We start from the raw sequence: 19186 nt of genomic DNA on the forward strand, positions 1-19186 counted from the left end.
GTTTAATCGTTTGCAGGCGTAATGTGTTCCCATAAAAGCATCATCAGGGAGCATCTGCCTGCTGATTTGATGAAGTCGATGGATGTTTGGACAATAATCAGCGTTTTATTTTAAAAACCATATAAAAAGGCCGTCTGAAGCCCCATGTTTTGGGTTTCAGACGGCCTTTTGGTTTTTTGGTTTACCAAATTTCAGACAAAGTTTCTTTGACTTTGGCCTTCACTTCCGCACCAAAGCGGCGGCTGAGCATTTTGCTGAAATCGTCTTGCGGCGTGTAGTTGACCAGCTCGGGGGCTTTGACGACATCGCGGGCGACGCTGTAAATGCTGCCGAAGTCGTCAATCAGGCCGACCTGTTTGGCTTCTTTGCCGGTGTAGATGCGTCCGCTGAAAACATCGGGATACTGTTTGTCTTTCAACCTTGCGCCGCGGCCGAGTTTGACGGCTTTGATAAATTCTTGGTGGATATCGCCCAACATACTTTCCCAAATTTGGGTTTGTGCCGGTGTTTCAGGCGTGAAAGGGTCGCCCATGCCTTTGTTGCTGCCGGCGGTTTTCAGACGGCGTTTGACACCGGCTTTGTCCATCAGGCCGGTAAAGTCGAAACCGCCGCCGATTACGCCGATGCTGCCGACAATGCTGGAAGGGTCAGCGTAAATTTTGTCGGCTGCAGCGGCAATGTAGTAGCAGCCGGAAGCGCACATGTCTTCGGCAACGAGGTAGACCGGGATGTCTTTGTGTTCGGCTTTGAGGCGGCGGACTTCGTTAAAGGCCGTGTTGGACACGACAGGCGAACCGCCGGGGCTGTTGGCACGGATGATGATGGCTTTGGCGTTGCCGTTTTCGTAGGCGGCTTCCATGCTGTCGCGCAGGATTTGGACTTGGTCGTCGATGTCGTTGCCGATTTCGCCGGTCAGGTCGATAACGGCGGTGTGTTCGCCGCGGGCGTGGATGCTCGTGGTTTTTCCTTCTTCTTCTGCAAAGCCGAAGATCAGGCTGAGGAAGATGAGGACAGCGACGCCGCGCCAGATATTGCGCCAAATGCGGGCGCGGCGCTGTTCTTGGTAGGCGGCGAGGAGGACTTCGCGCAGGGTGTTGCGCTCCCAGTTGTCAACAGGTGTGGAGGCTGAAGATGGTGTGTTTGGGGCATCGCCTTCACGGTGGATTCGGTATTGCATGATGTGATGTGCTTTCTTGTAGGCCGTCTGAATGTTCAGACGGCCTTATCGGTTTTAGTTGATGGAATAGCCGCGCAGGTATTGCGTACGTTCGCGGGTCATACGGGTTTCACACTGCAGGCGCAGGTATTCTGCTTGTGCGGCGCTGTCTGCGGACGCGGCTGCTTGTTGGCAGTTGAGTTTTTTGCTTTGAATCCAGGCGCGTTGTTCGCCGAGGATTTGTTGTTTGACATCGCTGTCCATGCCGCCCCAGAGGTCGTTGATCTCGCTGTCTGCCTGACGGTTTTGCGCACGCGCGTTGTCGAGTTCGCTTTGGCTGAGGCCGGGCGGCTCGTTGCGCGGAGTTTCACGGTCAGGGCGCAGGACTTCGTAGTCTGAATTATCGTCATCATCGGTCAAGCCGACGGCTTGGCTGGCGGCGTTGTTTTCGAGGATGTCTTGCGGATTGACAGTCGGCGGCTCTTCTGTGTTTTGGTTTTGCAGCAGCTTGATGGCCTGCTCTTTTGATACAGGCTTGCCGTCTATCATGACGATGCTTTTCACGCCGTAGGGCAGCAGGGTGGCGGAAAGGGTTTGGGCCGTGGTGCTCAGGGTGTTGTCTTCGAGAACCGGTTTGCCGTCTTTGTCGGGAGTGTAGAGCAGGGTGGTGCTGAACGTGTTGTTTTCAAACGTCAGGTTGCTGCCCATCAGTTTTTGTTCGAGCATGTCAGACAACGGAGTGTTGCCGTAAATCAGCGGGCTGTTGTCTATGGCCGTTTTGAGGATGGTGTCGGGAATGCGGATTTTGAGGTTGGCGCGGCAGATGGCTTTGCCGTTGTCTTCGGTTTCTTTGGGGTCTTCAAACAGGGTTTCTAATTCGAGGCCGGCGGCGATGATTTTGTCGGCATCGACGAATTGGCGGTTGTCATTGCGGGCAAAGGAGCGCGCTTGTTGTTTGAGGGTGTCTTCGATGGTGGTACGGATGTTTTGCAGTGTGGCCGGTTGGGCGCAATCAAGCGCGGCTTTGGGCTCTTCTTTGCTGCATGCAGCAAGCAGAATCGTGCTTAAAATCAATATGGAAGCGGTTTTTTTGTACATGGGTACTCCTGAAGGTGACGGCCTTTCAGACGGCCTGACGTGCTTATCATAACAAAAGCACTTGCAGCAAGTAAATGCGGCAAGTGCTTTTCTATGTCAGAAGTATCAGCCTTTGATGACGCTGACAAAGCCGGAGAGGATGGCGGCGTTGAGCAAGTCAACGAAGAAGGCGCCAACCATAGGTACAATCAAGAAGGCTTTGTGTGACGGGCCGAAAGTTTGGGTAATAGACTGCATGTTGGCAACGGCAGTTGGGGTGGCACCCAAACCGAAGCCGCAGTGGCCTGCCGCCAATACGGCAGCGTCGTAATCGCGACCCATGAAGACGTAGGTAACGAAAGTGGCGTACAGAATCATCACGACGGTTTGTACGGCCAAGATGATGGTCACAGGGCCTGCCAGACCGGTCAATTCCCACAGTTTCAGGTTCAGAAGAGCCATGGCAAGGAAGAGCGACAGGGAAGCGTTACCGAATACGTCGATGGCGCGGTCAAACATATTGACTTTGAAAGCGGCAGTCAGGACGTTGCGGATGACCACACCTGCAAACAGACACCATACGAATTTAGGCAAGTCGAAGAAGGCTTTGTCGTAGCCATCCACGATTTCGGCAAATGCCAAACAGCCGGCAAACATAGCCAGGGTTTCGACAGCAGACTCGGCAGTAATCAGGCGGGTACGCTGTGCTTGTTCGAAGATGTCGTCGGCAGCATCGTTGTCGTCGGATTTGGCAGTTTTGACGACAGGTTTACGGCCCATTTTGTTGATCAGACGGCGTGCAACAGGACCGCCGATCAAACCGCCGAATACCAAACCAAATGTTGCAGAAGCCATACCTAAGCCGGTTGCGCCGGTCAGGCCGAATTTGCTTTCAAAGTCAGGACCCCATGCGCCGGCGGTACCGTGACCACCGGTCAGGGTAATCGAACCAGTAATCAGGCCAATCAGTGGATCCAAGCCCAATGCACTCGCCAAGCCGACACCGACGAAGTTTTGGACGATGATGAATGCACCCACCACGGCGGTAAAGATAACCAAAGGCAAACCACCCGCTTTCAAACGGGAGAAGTCGGCGCTCAAACCGATGGATGTAAAGAAGATAAGCATGAACGCATCTTGCAGCGGTTTTTCAAATTTGAAGCTGACGCCGTAGGCTTCATGCAGGGCGAACAGGACGATAGCGGCAATCAAACCGCCGGCGACCGGCTCGGGAATATTGAAGTCTCTTAAGAATTTGATTTTTTGAACCAGAAATTTACCAACCAGCAACACGAGCGTGGCGGCAATCAGTGTGTAATAACTGTTGAATTCCCATTCCATGTTGTTTCACCTCCTAGAAATGTTTTTCCGAGCATCCGTTTTTGTTCCGGATGTAGTGTGTTTCAACGCTTGGCGTTATCCGCCGAGTGTCATGGTATTGATGCGCGGACAAGGTGTTTTCAGAAAGAAATGAAAACAATGATGTGTCCGTGAAAAATAACTGGCAAATATTAGGGGAATAGTTAAAGTTTGTCAAAAAATGCGAGTGTAAATCTTTTCAGACGGCCTTTTGTCCGATGGCATGATGCGCTTCGCGGCGCCATTGTTCTAATAGGGATGTTAAAGATTCGGCCGAAGTGTGGCCGTTGCTGATGGCGGCCTGCAGCCAGTAGCAGGCGGTCGGAACATGACAGCCGACACCTTGTCCGTGATAGTAAAAACAGGCGAGGTGGTATTGGGCGGAAGGGTGGTTTTGTTCGGCAGCGATGGCGTACCAGTGTGCAGCCGCCCGAGGGTCTTGCGCTGTACCGAGGCCGTAATGGTAGATGCGACCTAAGGCTGCCGCCGCATTTTTATGATGGAACTCGGCCGCTTCCATGTAATTTTTGCGCGCGGCATTGTAGTCGGCAGGACAGCCGATGGCGTGGGCTTGTGCTTCCGCCAAACGGTAGATGGTTTCAGTTTGTTGCTGTTGCAGGGCGGCTGTTTTGATTTGTTCGTATTGTTGCGGATGGTACAGCGCGGCGTCGCTGATGAGTTTTTGTGCGGCGGAGGCAGAACCCAGTGCGGCGGCACGGTGGTAGTAATCATGCGCAATATGGTTGTCGGCTTTGATACCGAGGCCGTAGCGGTAGAGGTCGCCCATGATTTTCAGGGCTTCGGGATGGTCTTTCTCGGCAGCGGCTTTGGCATAGCGCGCCGCTTGGAATGGGTCGCGCTCGGAAAGTTCGCCGGTCAGGGCGTATTGGGCCAGCTTGGCCTGTGCTTCCGCTTGCTCCTTATCGGCGGCACGACGATACCATTCTAAGGCTTCGGGTTTGCGTTGGGCGGCAAGAAGGTCGGCCAGTAGGGTTTGTGCGGCGATGTGGCCGGCTTGCGCGGCTTGTTCGAGGTATTGTTCGGCTTGTGCGTGGTTGGGGCTGACACCTGTGCCGTAGAAGTAGATTTGACCGAGTTGCCAGCAGGCTGCAGTCACGCCGAGCGCTGCCGCTTTTTCGTATTGTTCGATGGCAGTTGCAACGTCGCCTTGGCGTTGATGATGGCGTGCCAGATGGTAATATGCAGGCGCGGCATATCGGGCAGCGGCAAGCTCCGCCCAGTAAAGGGATTGTGGATCGTTGCGCTGCGCGTGGTAACGCATAAGGATTAATTGGGCTTCGAGGTGACCTTGCTCACCCAGCCAGGCGTAGTCGTTAAGAAGCTGTCCGGTTGGGATACCATTGTGTTCGCGTTGTTGCAGCAGGATAAAGAGTGCCTTAGGATGGCGTTGGGCCGCGGCGGCTTCCAGCCATGGAAGTGCCTGCTCCGGATGACCGTTTTGCAGCAGATGGTCGCCCAATACAAAAGCAGCTTCCGTATATCCCTGCTCTGCGGCCTGTTGCAGCAGTGGCAGGGCTTGGGCGGTATTGGATTGTTCCAAAAGGGCGGCGGCTTGCCGGTAGAGGATATCAGGAGCGGCGGTCATGGTTTGCGGGTGGGTGTAAAGTGGAAGACGGATGCTGCGGCATATGGGTGGCGATACCGGTTGAGGGCTTTGTAAAAATATTGCTCGGTATAGTTTTGCAGAGTGTATTGCCTTGCTGGCTTATCTTTAGGATGTTTGGCTTGTTATATTGTTTTGCCTAGGGGTACATCCATATTTTGTGTGTTACAAAGAGCTCAGGTTGAGTCGGTATGCGCTCATGACAGCTCGGTCATTATACTGTTTTTGTAATTTATTGTTAATGATAAATGCAGGTTTTTGTGTTTTATTTACATGGCAGTAGCTAAGGTATTGATTGTTTCAGGCCGTCTGAAATGTTTTTCAGACGGCCTGAACTTTTCCTTCGCTAAGTCAGGTTGCTGGTGTAGAAGAGTCGGAGGTGTTTTTGTTGGGGAAAAAGACCTGACTGTAGAAGTTGCCGTTAATTTGGGTCACGTTGAGGTGGTACATACGGTAGGCATGGAACAGCTCTTTGTCAGGCGGTGTCGGATGATTCCAAAATTCTGCCAAGGTATTTTGGTCAGTAATGCCGGGAATATCATAATAGGCACGGCCGAGAACCTTAACTGGCATATTGTGAATCAGGCCGGACAGGCCGCTGGTGCTGTTGATGGTAACCATGCCGAGGCCGTGGCGCAGGAAAACGGGCAGGGGGACATCATGGACGTAAGTGATACGGCCTTTGAGTTTGGGGTGTTTTTTGATAAAGCGTTTGATGTCGCGCGAGTAGTCGATAAAGCCGCGGTCCATCGGATGATGCTTGATGATGAGGTTGGTATCGGCAGGCGCGTGCGCGGCAAAGGAGGCCAAAATATGGAGCAGGAAGCTGCGGACGCTGGAAAAGTCACAATGGATGCGGACTTGGCTGTCGTTGAATACCTGCAAGGGAACAATAAAAAATTTGCCGTATTTGCCCGCCTCCACGCGTTTGGCGATTTGGATGTCTTCAATATAGTAGTTCAAACGCTTGAGGATGGAGATCGACCACAGTTTGAGGTAATGGCCGGCATTGGATGCGCGGTGGTGGATGTAGTTCGGGTACTTGTTCGGGTTGCGGAACAATTCGATATAGTAACGGACGGCGTTTTTGGCCATGGGCATAAACCCGCCGCGTACCGGCGTCGGCGCTTTGTATTCTTGCTGTGCCAGCTTGGGGAATTGTTCCAAAAAAAAGTCGGCACGGCGCGGTAACGGGGAAAATGCGTTGACGCCGTCTTTTTCTAAGGTGATGTAGTAGGGGCGGAAATAACCTTCTTCAAACGCCCAGAAACCGACTTGGTTTTCGTTTGCAATGCGTTTTGCAATGACGTGATAAGGGCGTGTGTCGCCAAAGCAGACAACCGCCTGGATGTGATGTTGAACGATGTATTCTTGCAAAAATTCAGGAAAGGCATCGTAGTTGTCGTTAAAAACAACGGTATGAGCTTGAGTGGGCGGATAAAAATAGTCGTCGCCTGCATTAAAGTTGAATTTATGTACGGTTTTGCCGTTTTCAGTCAGCCAATTGGCAAGGCGCAGAAAAAAATCGCCGACAGGACTTTGAAGCAGCAGGATATTTTCTGCGCTTTCAAGCAGGTTTTGCAGGTTGTTTTTGAGGACGGTCTGTTTCATGTCGCAATGTGGTTTTGTTTTTTATGTAATAGTTTTGAGTTGAACTTTCAAGCATACGCCAAGCGTATTAACGATGCAAAGGCAATGATGCCGCAATTGAAGCTGGTTTATGACGCATTGTTAACTTTGATGGTGTTTATTTGAAAGATCGATATAGTTGTTTGATTTTACCGAATTTTTTAGCAAAATACCCGCGATGTAATCCGTTGTTGTTTTTTTGCATATTTTTTTGACGTATCAGGATTTGGGCTGCAGTTTCCGCATTGATGGCCTGATGGGTTTCGGGGTGGATGTAGTCGGGGTAGTGGATGAGCGTGCCGGCAATCAGCTGCCAAAGCTCAAGCCTGCGGCTGCGGCGCTGAATGGAAAGCAGATCTTGGGTAAGCCCCCAACCTGCGTAAAAAGGCAGACCGTAGCAGCTGACTTTTTTGCCGCGCAACAGGGCTTCAAAACCGGTCAGCGAAGTCATGGTGTGAACTTCGTCTGCGTATTGGAGACAGGTCAGGATATCGGCTTGCTCGGCGGTTTGGTCGGCATATCGTGCAGCATCTTCAGGGGAAATATGACCGATACGGTTACCGCTGACTACATCGGGATGTGGTTTGTAGATGATGTAGGCATCGGGATGGCGTTCGCGTACGGTACGGAGTAGATCCAGATTGCGATAGATTTGGGGCGAACCGTAGCGGATAGACGCATCATCTTCAACTTGGCCGGGAACGAGGATAACGGTTTTGTCGGTTGACGGGGCGGTGAAGTCTGAACTGCCGACGTTGTATTTGCTGATGTGGTTTTCGGTCAGCATTTTTTGCAGCTTCAAGGCCGTCTGAAAGTCTTGGTCGTCGAAGTTTTGGTTTTGCAGGATGTGTTCAAGACGGGACGGGGTTTCGGCATTAAAGTAAATACCCATATCGTCGGTAACGAGCGACAGCGGCGGTACTAAGTTGGAACCGAGTCCGACCGAGCGGATAAAGCCGTCTTCCATGCGCAGTAGGGGGATGTTGTGTTGTTCGGCAAAGCGGACGATGGCCTCTTTGCCGTTGCCCCAGGCAAGGATGCGTGCATCGTCGGACAGTTTGGCCCCGGCCAGTTTTTGGGTTGAGGAGATAAATTTCAGACGGCAAGAGGGTACGTTAAAGAACGGTTTGGCAACCGCGCGTTTCCACAAAGACATGCCGACGCAATACAACTCGCCACGCAGTTTGTCGTTTTTGCGTTTGACCGTCGCCAGATAGTCGATGACATCAAAGAGGCTGCCTGCTTCGCCGGTATTGGGGTTGAGGTAGCGGCTGTATTGTAGATAGGCTGCGGCGAAGAGTTGCAGCAAGTTGCGGGGGGTGCGGCGTTGGGTTTGAACAAGGCTGTCGATTTTTGGATGGCGGTCGTCGCTTACGCCCCATCCGGCATACCACGGCAGGCCGAAAGTGGCCAGCGGTTTGCCGCACAAAAGCGCCTCAAAACCCATTTGCGAGGTAACGCAATAAACTTTATCGACGTTTTGCAACAAAGAAATCGGATTGATGTCTTCTGCCAAAAGATGGACGCGGTGTTGCTGCGCCAGTTGGGTCAGATAGCCTTGTTTTTTGCCGCACAAAACATCGGGATGGGTTTTTACCCAGATATCGGCTTGCGGGTTTTCATTCAAGGCCGTCTGAAACATCAGTTCAAACGTAGAGGTGTCTGCGCCGCCATATTGGATGGCCATATCGCCGAAGGTTTGGTCGATGATGAGGACGGTTCCGGGTTTGGATGGGGAGTGTAAAGGATGATCGTCTGAAAGCTCGGGCGCGTGGTTGTATTTGGACAGATGGTGTTGCAGGATGAAATCCATCGCCTGCTGCGCCTGAGCCAAGGTTTCAGACGGCATGGTATGGGCGGCAAGAATCAGTTGTTCTAAACGCGAAGGACGCGTGGTGTCGTAGTAGATACCGATGTCGTCATAGACGATGGAGTAGGGCGGATAACCAGAGACGCCTAGTCCGAGCGAGCGTAAAAAGCCGTCTTCCAAAGCAATAAAGGGAAGCTGGTGCTCAGCGGCAAACGCACGCGCTTTGTGTGTCGTCGGGCGCAAACCCCAGCCGACCACAGCCTCTGCTCCTTTCCCATCTTTGCAGATATGAAATTCAGGCAATAGGGTGGAGAGATGGGGGATTTTGCGGATGCCGCGAGAGGGAATGTAGGCGTTTTTCACAATGCGTTTTCGTCGATTATTGTTATTAATGGATTGTAGGTCGTCTGAAAAGAGGAACATTCTTTTAGACGGCCTGAATTATTTTTAAAACTTTTTAAAACGTTACCGCTTCAGCCAATACTTTGCCTGCTAAGTCTTTAGGCGACAGGTTCGGCTCGCCTTGCAGCGGCCAGTCGATACCGACGGTCGGATCATTCCAAATCAGTGAGTGTTCGGCTTTGGGGTTGTAATAGTCTGTACATTTATAGACGAATTCGGCTTCATCGCTCAGTACATAGAAGCCATGTGCGAAACCTTCGGGTACCCACAGTTGGCGTTTGTTTTCTGCGGACAGAATCTCGCCTACCCATTTGCCGAACGTGGGGGAGTCTTTACGCATGTCAACAGCCACGTCAAATACTTCGCCGACAACCACGCGCACGAGTTTGCCTTGTGTGTTTTCAGTTTGATAGTGCAGGCCGCGCAATACGCCTTTGCCGGATTTGGAGTGGTTTTCTTGCACGAAGGTACGGTTGCAGACTTGGGTTTTAAACCACTCGTCGCGGAAGGTTTCCATAAAAAAGCCGCGCGCGTCGCCGAAGACTTGTGGCTCAAGCAGTTTTACGTCAGGAATGGCGGTATCAATGATATTCATCGTTTTATCTTTCATCTAAAGGCCGTCTGAAAAGTTTCAGACGGCCTCAAACATTATTTTTTCAACAGGCGCAGCAAATATTGGCCGTATTGGTTTTTCGCCATCGGGCGCGCCAGTTCTTCCAGTTTTTCATCAGAAAGCCAACCGTTGCGCCAAGCGATTTCTTCCAGACAGGCGATTTGCAGGTCTTGGATGTTTTGCACGGTTTGGACGAATGAAGCGGCTTCGTGCAGGCTCTCGTGGGTGCCGGTGTCCAACCATGCGAAACCGCGTCCTAAAAGTTGAACCGACAATGAACCGTCTTCCAAATACATTTGGTTGAGGTCGGAAATTTCCAATTCGCCGCGGGCGGACGGTTTGATTTGTTTGGCGAACTCGACGGCGCGGTTGTCGTAGAAGTACAAGCCAGTTACCGCCCAATCGGATTTGGGATGTTGCGGTTTCTCTTCGATAGACAGGGCGTTGAAGTTTTCGTCAAATTCAACCACGCCGAAACGCTCGGGGTCTTTGACCTGATAACCGAATACGGTTGCGCCGTGGGTCTTGGCGGCGGCCTGTTTCAATGTTTGCGTAAACGATTGACCGTAGAAAATATTGTCGCCCAAAACTAAGCAGACATTATCATTACCGATAAATTCTTCGCCGATGATAAATGCCTGTGCCAAGCCGTCCGGACTGGGTTGCACGGCATAACTGATGGAAATGCCGAAATCTCTGCCGTCGCCAAGCAAGCGTTTGAAAGAGGCGTTGTCTTCAGGCGTGGTAATGACCAAAATATCGCGGATTCCTGTCAGCATCAATACGGACAGGGGATAGTAAATCATGGGCTTGTCGTACACGGGCAGCAGCTGTTTGGATACCCCGCGCGTGATGGGGTAGAGGCGAGTGCCGCTGCCGCCGGCAAGGATAATGCCTTTCATGGGTTTTCTCCTGAGTAGTGTGTGTTTGCGTGATTTTCAGACGGCCTAATATGGGAACAGGCCGTCTGAAAACTTATTTTCCGGTGCCTAAACGCTCTAAACGGTAGCTGCCGTTCAATACGTTTTGCCACCAGGTTTTGTTGTCCAAATACCATTGCACTGTTTTGCGGATGCCGGATTCGAATGTTTCTTGAGGTTTCCAGCCCAGCTCCCTGCCGATTTTGGCAGCGTCGATGGCATAGCGTACGTCATGGCCGGGACGGTCTTGTACGAAAGTAATCAAATCTTCATAACGTGCCACGCCGGCCGGTTTTTCAGGAACAAGCTCTTCCAGCAGGGTACAGATGGTTTTGACGACTTCAATATTGGCTTTTTCATTGTGGCCGCCGATATTGTAGGTCTCGCCGACAACACCTTCGGTAACAACCTGATACAGCGCGCGCGCGTGGTCTTCGACAAACAGCCAGTCGCGGATTTGCATACCGTCGCCGTAAACGGGCAGCGGTTTGCCGTCAAGCGCGTTCAGAATCATCAAAGGAATGAGTTTTTCCGGAAAATGGTAAGGGCCGTAGTTGTTGGAACAGTTGGTTACGATGGTCGGCAAACCGTAAGTACGCAGCCATGCACGGACGAGGTGGTCGCTGGACGCTTTAGAAGCAGAGTAGGGGCTGGACGGCGCGTATGGCGTGGTCTCGGTAAACAAATCGTCTGTGCCGTGCAAATCGCCATAGACTTCATCGGTAGAAATATGGTGAAAACGGAAGGCTTCGCGCTTTTCAGACGGCATTTGTTGCCAGTAGGCGCGGGCTGCTTCAAGCAGATTGAATGTACCGACGATATTGGTTTGGATAAATTCGCCTGCCGAATCGATAGAGCGGTCGACATGGCTTTCCGCAGCCAAGTGCATCACGGCATCAGGCTGGTGTTGTGCGAATACGCGGTCGAGTTCGGCGCGGTCGCAAATATCCACTTGTTCAAAAGCATAGCGAGGATTATTGGCTACCTCAGTCAAAGATTCCAAATTGCCGGCATAAGTCAGCTTATCGACATTGACGACAGAGTCTTGGGTGTTTTGGATAATATGACGGACAACGGCAGAACCGATAAAGCCCGCGCCGCCGGTAACAAGGATTTTTTTCATAAGTTTCAGAGGATAGTCAAAATAATATAAACGGATTATAGCAGACAGAAAGTGTGTTTTTCAGATAAAGAGGCCGTCTGAAAACATCTCTTTCAGACGGCCTGTATCAGGTCAACTTAATCGTCGTAGCCATTTGGATTGTTGCTGACCCAACGCCATGAGTCTTCCATCATCTGCGCCAAATCGCGTTTGGTTTCCCAACCGGTCTGCGCTTTGGTGTAGGCGGGATCGGCGTAGAAACAGGCCAAATCGCCATCACGACGCGGTTTGATTTGGAACGGAATGGTCAAACCGGAGGCTGCCTCAAAGGCACGGATGATTTCCAATACCGAATAAGCACGTCCCGAACCCAAATTAAACAGGTGTACACCCGAAACATCGCTTTTCGCCTGCATTGCCGCCACATGGCCTTCCGCCAAATCCATCACATGGATATAGTCGCGCATACCCGTACCGTCTGGGGTAGGATAGTCATCGCCGAAAACCGACAATTGCGGCAGCTTGCCTGAAGCCACTTGGCAGATATAAGGCAGCAGATTGTTTGGGATACCGTTTGGCTGCTCGCCGATCAAACCGCTTTCATGCGCACCGATAGGGTTGAAATAGCGCAACAAAATCACGCTCCAACGCGGATCGGCCTTTTGGATATCCGTCAAAATGCGCTCCACCATAGACTTCGACGTGCCGTAAGGGCTGGTCGTATCTCCCGGTTGCATATCTTCCGTATAAGGCACTTTGCCCGGATCGCCGTAAACCGTAGCAGATGAGCTGAACACAATCTTAAATACACCGGCACGCGCCATTTCTTCAGCCAAAACCAAGCTGCCCGACACATTGTTGTCATAGTATTTCATTGGTTCGGCCACGCTTTCACCGACTGCCTTCAAGCCAGCAAAATGGATGGCGGCATCAATATCGTGTTCTGCAAAGATTTGACACAACACTTCACGATCACGGATATCCCCTTGGTAAAAAGGCACAGACTTGCCAGTAATCTTTTCCAAGCGCGGGAGGATGTTGGCAGACGAATTGCATAAATTGTCAAGAATCACAACATCGTAGCCTGATGCAGTCAGGGAAACTGCGGTGTGCGAGCCGATAAAGCCCGTGCCGCCGGTAACGAGTATGCTCATAGCGTTTTCCTTATACAGAATTGTGGAACAGGCCGTCTGAAAGTGTTCAAGACGACCTATCTATATTTAAAAGTATAAATTATACGAATTGTTTCAGTTGGAAATTGTTGGGTTGCTTACACTCTTATGCAAAACGGCTTTTATCTTCTGCCTGAAAGGATTGTTTTAGGATTTCGGATTATCAAGAACTATGTTGTCGTGCCATTCGTCATTTTTAACAATACCTAAAATCCTAAAATTGATCTTCAGGCAGAAAAGGAAAAGTGTAAACAACGCTAGGATTTCTTATATATCCGGATAAGCAATTTCATCTTCTGCGTATGGATTATTGAGCAAAAGAGGGCGTTTCCAGAAAATATTTTCACGCATCACTTTTGCAGGCACACCAGCCAGTACACAGTTTTCAGGAAACTGTTTCTTGGCTAGAGAAAATGCCCCCAACACACAACCGCTACCAATATGTGCACCACCTAACACGGTTGCACCATAGGCTAGCCACACATGGTCACCGATAAAAATATCTTTGGAACGGTTGAGTCGTTTGCCGGTGTCTAAATCATAGATACCATGCGAATCATCGGTACGGATTTGGTTGTTGGTAGCCAGCATACAATCATTGCCGATATGGATATTGGTTTTTTCGGCACAAGTTACATAAACGGGATTGGTGCTAGTTACGCCATTACCAATTTTAATGTTGCAATCATGGCCAACACGAAATGTGCCGAAAATACCGGCTTTTTCTCCAATGCTGAAGGTTCCGTTATTGCCTTTAAATTCAATAAAAGTATTTTTTAAGGCTGAGTTGTTGTGTAGCACAACACGATTATTTTTACCGAAAAATTGGACTTGTACATTATGCAGGCCTGATGGTGCTTCAATAATGTTGTTGAATTCATCTTGATAATAACCGGTTACACTGATTTTTTCAGATTTAAATTTTTTAGGTACATAAAACACATCTACCGTGCCTAAATGAGCATTTTTCAAATCTTGTTTAATAATTAGCCGATTGCCTTGCTCAGAAAAATAAAAGTCCACTATTTCATGTTCAAAGTAAACCGGTTTTTGAGATTTAAGTACGAAAGTCGTATCAAAGCCGTTGATTTTGATTTTTAAGAATAGTTCGTAGCTTCCGGGAGGTATGTCCGAGATGTCTATGCCTTTGTAGCCCGGTGTGGCAAACCAACATTTGTCGTAGGAAATGCTCGGGTGAAAGGAGTAGGTTGCAGTTAAATCTGGGCGATGGACTTTTGCCAGACTTTTCACAAATTCGCTAGATTGGCTTTTAATGATCAATTTATAATCAATATCGCTGTATTCTTTGGCACTTTGGCCTGTAAGAATGCCGATGCCTTCTAAAATTAGTAAATTGTTTACAAGTTTGAACATTCTTAAATCAATCAGAGCATCTGTTCTAATATTAATTTTTTTATCATGTGTAATATCGTTTTTTATGCAATTGTAAGAGTTTAAGATCTCTCTCCAAATATTCTCCCCATTAGCGTTTGAAAGAAGGCTGCCTTTATTGCCATTGAAGGAAATCTTTCTAAAGTGGGATAAGTTCTTACATATTTCCGATGAAGTGTTGCGGAAAATAATGTCTATATCAAAATTTGCTTGATTTTCACTGATATCGAATGCGAAGTCTACATTGTTTACGGAAAAGTCTAAAACCAATAAATTTTTAAAATATTTTTTCTTATATGAAATCCCATTGGCGTCTAATTTCGAAGTGATTTGTGCTTCTAAAATAGGCAAGGTGATATAGGATTTCCCTGTGTTATTATTTAAAACATATGATAGAAGTTTAACAATAGGCTCTGATTTCAAGAATAGTGTCTCTTTGTCATAAAGATTTTTGTAGATGGTTGGCGACCAAGAGTTATGTAGAGAGATAACACCACAGGTAACTTTATCTAGAATATTTGGTTGGAAACCAAACTTTTCATCAAAGTAAAATTTCTTATAATCTGAAACCGGATCTTGCGAATTAGGGAATGCAACAGATTCTAAAATATTTCCACTTTGTGTGCGGTCGATGATATAAAAACTATCGCTGTATTCTGGTTTTTTAAATAGGGGATTAATAATACCATTGCCAAAATAGCTCCATGGATATTGTTTGGGTTTGTTGATTAAACGATCTTGAGCAGTTTTGCGCCATTCTGACAAAATAGGATTGCCAGGTTTGGCACAATATAAAACTGCAAGATGGATTGCGTTGGAGTCGGGTCGGCCAAAAGAAATTAATTTAGTATCAGATATTTTATTGAATATATCAAAAATATTGTCGGTAACAATGCAATCCAAATCTAAAAATAATCCTCCAAACTTTTCCAGGACGGCTGCTGAAATGATGTCTGACTGCATAGCGAAAGAGATGGATTTCAGTTGTTCCAGATCATAGGTATCGCCGATATATTGGTACAGATTACTGTGATTCAGAATGTGGATTTTGCAGTTGGGAATATTTTTAATCCATGATTCTTTGCATAACTCTAAATAAGCAGGAATGGGGTTGGGAGATTCCCAGAATGCAAAAATATTATTTTGAGAAAGGTCGACTGCTGAAAAAAAATGTTGCATGTTTTATTGCTCCACGTGAATGCCATTAAAATCTATGTTTGTTTATTGGTTACGTTTTAAAATATTGAGCTGCTCGGTCAAGCATATTGTTAACAATTCTTTATTACTGTTGATATAGGCCACTTCTGCAGCCAGTTTCCAATACTCAAAAGTATTGAGTTGCTTAATACCTTTAAATACCTGATTGACTGCTTCGGTATTTTTCAGACGGCATAAAGCGGTTGTATAAAGATACACCGTCTCCGGTGAGGTTTGTGCAAAATTAGCCAATATTTTGGTGACAGACTCCCAATCTTGGTTTTGGGCAAGTTTTTCAGCTTCATACAAGGCCAAAGACGGATTCTCAGGATATTTTTGGCGCAGTTGAGCCAATAGATATCCTTCGCCGTCAGTGTTGCCGGTAGCGTACATTTTTTTCAGGTAATCAACTGTTAAATCTTCAGGAATTAAGAGTAAGTTTTCTTCAAAGGCACGGTTAAGCTGGGTAAATAATTTTTCAGAGTCACCACGTAATTTTGCAAGTCTTGCAATGGCAATGCGACAACTTGGGTCGTTTTTTGTGTGCTTTTCAAAAGCAACCAAATACTGATGCGCGCCTTGTAAGTTGCCAAGTTTCATGCAGAGGTAAGAAGCCAACAGCTCGGGTTTGAGATAGCCTTTTTGGCGATCATCCAAGCTATCAATATACATTCTCAGTAAAGCCAATGCTACAAAATAATTCTGCTCCGATAGCTTTTGTGCTACGGTCAACAAAGGTTGATATGAGTCGGGTAAGTCTGTACCTATCCGGGAAAACAGTTTTTCATACGGCCTTTTTGCTTGGTGAAATGAGGCTGCAAGCAATGAGATAAGTAAATCATTTTGCGTTCCTATATGCTCGTTTTCAGCAAAAAATTCCGCCCCTTTAACAGCATTACCGATATATAAGTCTATTTTCGCATGCCAGTAACCAGCGGTATCGGGATAATCAGGTAACAGGTTTTGCAAAGTATCAAACTGTTTGCTCTCAAATAAAGCGTTCAGATAACGATGGCGATAATCAGCTGTTTCTTCCGCATTCAGACGGCCTGTATCAAGCAGGGTTTGGATACGGCTTGCAGCCAAGTCCCATACTTGATGATTCTCTGCTTGCTTAATCATATTGATTAAAATCGGCATATTGTCAGCGGTTTCGGCATGGTCAAGAGCAGTAATAGCTTGATACACACGTTCGCAGTTGCCACCTTCTTGGAAGGGGAAAGTATCGCGGATGCGAGCAAGATATTCGGGTTTGGCATGTCCTGATTTTAAAATGTTTTCTAATTCACCCAGCGTTTCATGCTGATTGATGGTAATAGGGCCAAATCCATCAGTTTCGTAAGAGAAATAGCCTTTTTGATAGGTGTGCGTACCTGAAAAGAAGGCTTCTTTATCAAATTGATAGTAAATAATTGCTTTATTCAGATAGGCCATGTCAAATGCTACTGATGAGTAGTCGGTAATCAATACGGCGCAACGTCCGAAAAGATACTGAATACTTTCAGTTTCACGCAGTCCACTCCAGATTTTTATATAGGTAGGGACATTCATTACTTCCAAATAGGGCTCGATATTTGGGTGTGGTGCAAAAATTACTTCGTAGCCGTAGGTTTCTACCATTTCCTTCAGGCGCTGGTCGTGAAGCAGAGCCTGCCAGTAACGGGCATAGTCAGTTTCCATAAAAGCACTGTTGAGCGTACGAGTATTGCTACCTGTACCGATATTTTGACCGACAATGTTATTGCGCCAAGTTGGCATAATCAGGATCTTGCGACTGTCGGGCTTATTTTTTGATAGTAAGGAGTCGTAGCGTGGAAATCCAGTTAGTGCTACTTCTTTTTCGGTCAGCTTGTAGGTATTGAAGTCAGCCTTAATCGAGCGACTTTCTGGCTCAGTAGTGGTAATGAAACAGTGTAGGTTTTGTTTGCTATTTGTCCATGCAGAAAGATTGTCTTTGGTTACTCCGTGCTGAAGAAAGACAAATTTTTTGCTGTGTTCGTATAAATCCCCAAAATAATTGTTGATGTGTTTTTCCAAATGACTGGAAATGATTTTTTCAGCTTTACGCAAATGTCGTTCATATTCACTACCGCCGAATTCTACAAGTTTGAAGCCTTCTTGTTCGAGACGGCTCCAGTCTGGGGCAGTTTTGTTGAGTACGAAATAGCAAGTTTGTTCAGGGTGGTTCTGCATCATATAACGATAAAAATGCTCAGCGTTGTCGTCAGCTTTAGTTTCCCTATCCATTAAAAGCCAGCTGCCGTCTGAAAGGTATTTTTCAGACGGCGTAAATAAACCGATAAGTTCATTTAATGCGATGCCGTGCATAAAGGTTTTACCTTTAATTGAAATTCGCATTGCTTTTTTGTTAAGTAGAATATTAATTTTGGCGTTGTCTACAACATCACCATAGGGAACCCATAAACGTTTTTCGTAAACAAATAATTGTTCATTTAGCTTATTGACCACGCTTTTTGCATAGACAGGAATAAGATCACGCCCATCGGCTTGCACAGAATATGGCTGGTCAAAATAGGTAAAATAGCTGATAAGGAACTGTTTGCGTTCACGATCGATGTTTTCAATATAGGCGATTTGGAATGGAGGCTCGCTCTGTTTGAACATTCCAAGCATACCAACTTTATGGAATAGCCATACTCCCGCTAAGCCAAATTCCATAATATTTTTTTGATCAATATAATTAAAAACCTGCTGCATTAGATCATAAAAATGTGATTTTTGTTTGGTATCCAACAAATCTAGACGTTCAGGTCTATTAAGCAATTGTTGGATATACCAAGCCATATCATATAATGCGGTTTTTTGTATTGAGGAGGGTACATGCCCTAAGCGGTTTTTATAGTTTTGAAGCATAGGCAAGAAGCCATACTCAAAAACATTAGAAAACTTTTCTACTTTTTGCCAAGAAGTATCTAAAGTGGATGTGCCACTTTCACGTTTGCGATAGAAATAGACGGCATCTCTGTCAAACACAGCTTTTGCGTCCTGCAAATCTAATAAATAGTCTGCAATAAATTTGCCATCTTCAAAGTTTGGCTTAACATTGTGGTTAAACACCAAATTCTGTTTTTTAATATGGCTGACTCTGAAAAAGGTTGAGGCAGCAGACATATTGATAAATTTATCGAGCTTAGCAACATCAATAACGTGGGTTTTGTTAAAACGGAATCTTAGAGGATGACTGTCTTTAATGATATTTTGATTTTCAAAGAAAAACTTCATGTTAGTAGCTACGGTTACTGCCGACGGATGTTGGCTAATTTGAGTATCTACTGATTTGAAGTAGTCAGGGTGAAGATAATCGTCAGGGTCCGTAAATACTACCCATTCAGTTTGTGTATGTTGTAAACCCAGATTGCGTGCCGAGGCCTGGCCGCCATTTTCTTTGTAAAAATAATGGATATTTTGGGGAAACTTGGCTTGCCATCGTTTGATGATTTCTGCCGAATGGTCGGTCGACCCATCATCTACTAGAATGATTTGAATGTGTTTTTTGAAATTCAAGCTTTGTTTGACAATACTGTCAAAGTATTCATCAAGGTATTTTTCGACGTTATAAACAGCTGAAACGATTGTAAATTGATTATTACCTTCGTATTTTAAGGGAAGGTATTTTTTGAGTTTCATTACGCGTTTGGCGTACATGTCGCGGAAAAAGAGTTTAGGGTCTCGTAAGAGCTTCCGAAATTTTTTATTGTTCATTTTTTTGACC

General features: G+C 47.1%; 12 protein-coding genes. All 12 read right to left on the reverse strand.

Annotation, left to right across the window (positions count from 1 at the left end; genetic code table 11):
• Positions 1 to 181: 181 nt before the first annotated feature.
• The 12 genes from HMPREF2560_RS02685 to HMPREF2560_RS02740 all read right to left on the reverse strand — a co-directional run bounded on the left by HMPREF2560_RS02685 (position 182) and on the right by HMPREF2560_RS02740 (position 19176).
• Entirely contained in the window at positions 182 to 1177 is a 996-nt protein-coding gene (locus HMPREF2560_RS02685; RefSeq protein WP_070873683.1) for a S49 family peptidase, read from the reverse strand.
• Positions 1178 to 1231: 54 nt separating this feature from the next.
• Positions 1232 to 2254, reverse strand: a complete 1023-nt coding sequence (locus tag HMPREF2560_RS02690; RefSeq protein WP_070873684.1) for a lysozyme inhibitor LprI family protein — start codon at positions 2252 to 2254, stop codon at positions 1232 to 1234.
• A gap of 105 nt (positions 2255 to 2359) precedes the next feature.
• Positions 2360 to 3574 carry a sodium/glutamate symporter gene (gene gltS / locus HMPREF2560_RS02695; RefSeq protein WP_070873685.1) on the reverse strand — a complete coding sequence of 405 codons (1215 nt, stop codon included), beginning with the start codon at positions 3572 to 3574 and terminating at the stop codon, positions 2360 to 2362.
• 217 nt (positions 3575 to 3791) lie between these two features.
• Positions 3792 to 5198: an SEL1-like repeat protein gene (locus HMPREF2560_RS02700; RefSeq protein WP_070873686.1), complete on the reverse strand. Its 1407-nt coding sequence runs from the start codon at positions 5196 to 5198 to the stop codon at positions 3792 to 3794.
• Between the two features lie 369 nt (positions 5199 to 5567).
• Complete coding sequence (locus tag HMPREF2560_RS02705) at positions 5568 to 6827, reverse strand: capsule biosynthesis protein (protein WP_070873687.1); 1260 nt, start codon at positions 6825 to 6827, stop codon at positions 5568 to 5570.
• A gap of 136 nt (positions 6828 to 6963) precedes the next feature.
• Positions 6964 to 9078 carry a capsular polysaccharide biosynthesis protein gene (locus tag HMPREF2560_RS02710; protein ID WP_070873688.1) on the reverse strand — a complete coding sequence of 705 codons (2115 nt, stop codon included), beginning with the start codon at positions 9076 to 9078 and terminating at the stop codon, positions 6964 to 6966.
• Between the two features lie 34 nt (positions 9079 to 9112).
• Positions 9113 to 9652, reverse strand: a complete 540-nt coding sequence (rfbC, locus tag HMPREF2560_RS02715) for a dTDP-4-dehydrorhamnose 3,5-epimerase (RefSeq protein WP_070873736.1) — start codon at positions 9650 to 9652, stop codon at positions 9113 to 9115.
• A 53-nt stretch (positions 9653 to 9705) separates the two neighbouring features.
• Complete coding sequence (gene rfbA / locus HMPREF2560_RS02720; RefSeq protein ID WP_070873689.1) at positions 9706 to 10572, reverse strand: glucose-1-phosphate thymidylyltransferase RfbA; 867 nt, start codon at positions 10570 to 10572, stop codon at positions 9706 to 9708.
• A gap of 73 nt (positions 10573 to 10645) precedes the next feature.
• Positions 10646 to 11713 (reverse strand): dTDP-glucose 4,6-dehydratase, encoded by a 1068-nt coding sequence (gene rffG / locus HMPREF2560_RS02725; RefSeq protein ID WP_049335785.1) that lies wholly within the window; start codon positions 11711 to 11713, stop codon positions 10646 to 10648.
• Between the two features lie 116 nt (positions 11714 to 11829).
• On the reverse strand, positions 11830 to 12846 hold the full coding sequence (gene galE / locus HMPREF2560_RS02730; protein WP_070695248.1) for a UDP-glucose 4-epimerase GalE: 1017 nt from the start codon (positions 12844 to 12846) through the stop codon (positions 11830 to 11832).
• Between the two features lie 285 nt (positions 12847 to 13131).
• Complete coding sequence (locus HMPREF2560_RS10810) at positions 13132 to 15435, reverse strand: capsular polysaccharide synthesis protein (protein ID WP_083314043.1); 2304 nt, start codon at positions 15433 to 15435, stop codon at positions 13132 to 13134.
• Between the two features lie 42 nt (positions 15436 to 15477).
• The gene (locus tag HMPREF2560_RS02740; protein ID WP_070873690.1) at positions 15478 to 19176 is read right to left on the reverse strand and encodes a CDP-glycerol glycerophosphotransferase family protein; all 3699 of its coding nucleotides are present in this window, start codon (positions 19174 to 19176) and stop codon (positions 15478 to 15480) included.
• Between the last annotated feature and the right edge of the window lie 10 nt (positions 19177 to 19186).

Origin of the sequence: Neisseria sp. HMSC078H04 (assembly GCF_001838135.1) — a bacterium.
In the GTDB taxonomy this organism is placed as follows: domain Bacteria; phylum Pseudomonadota; class Gammaproteobacteria; order Burkholderiales; family Neisseriaceae; genus Neisseria.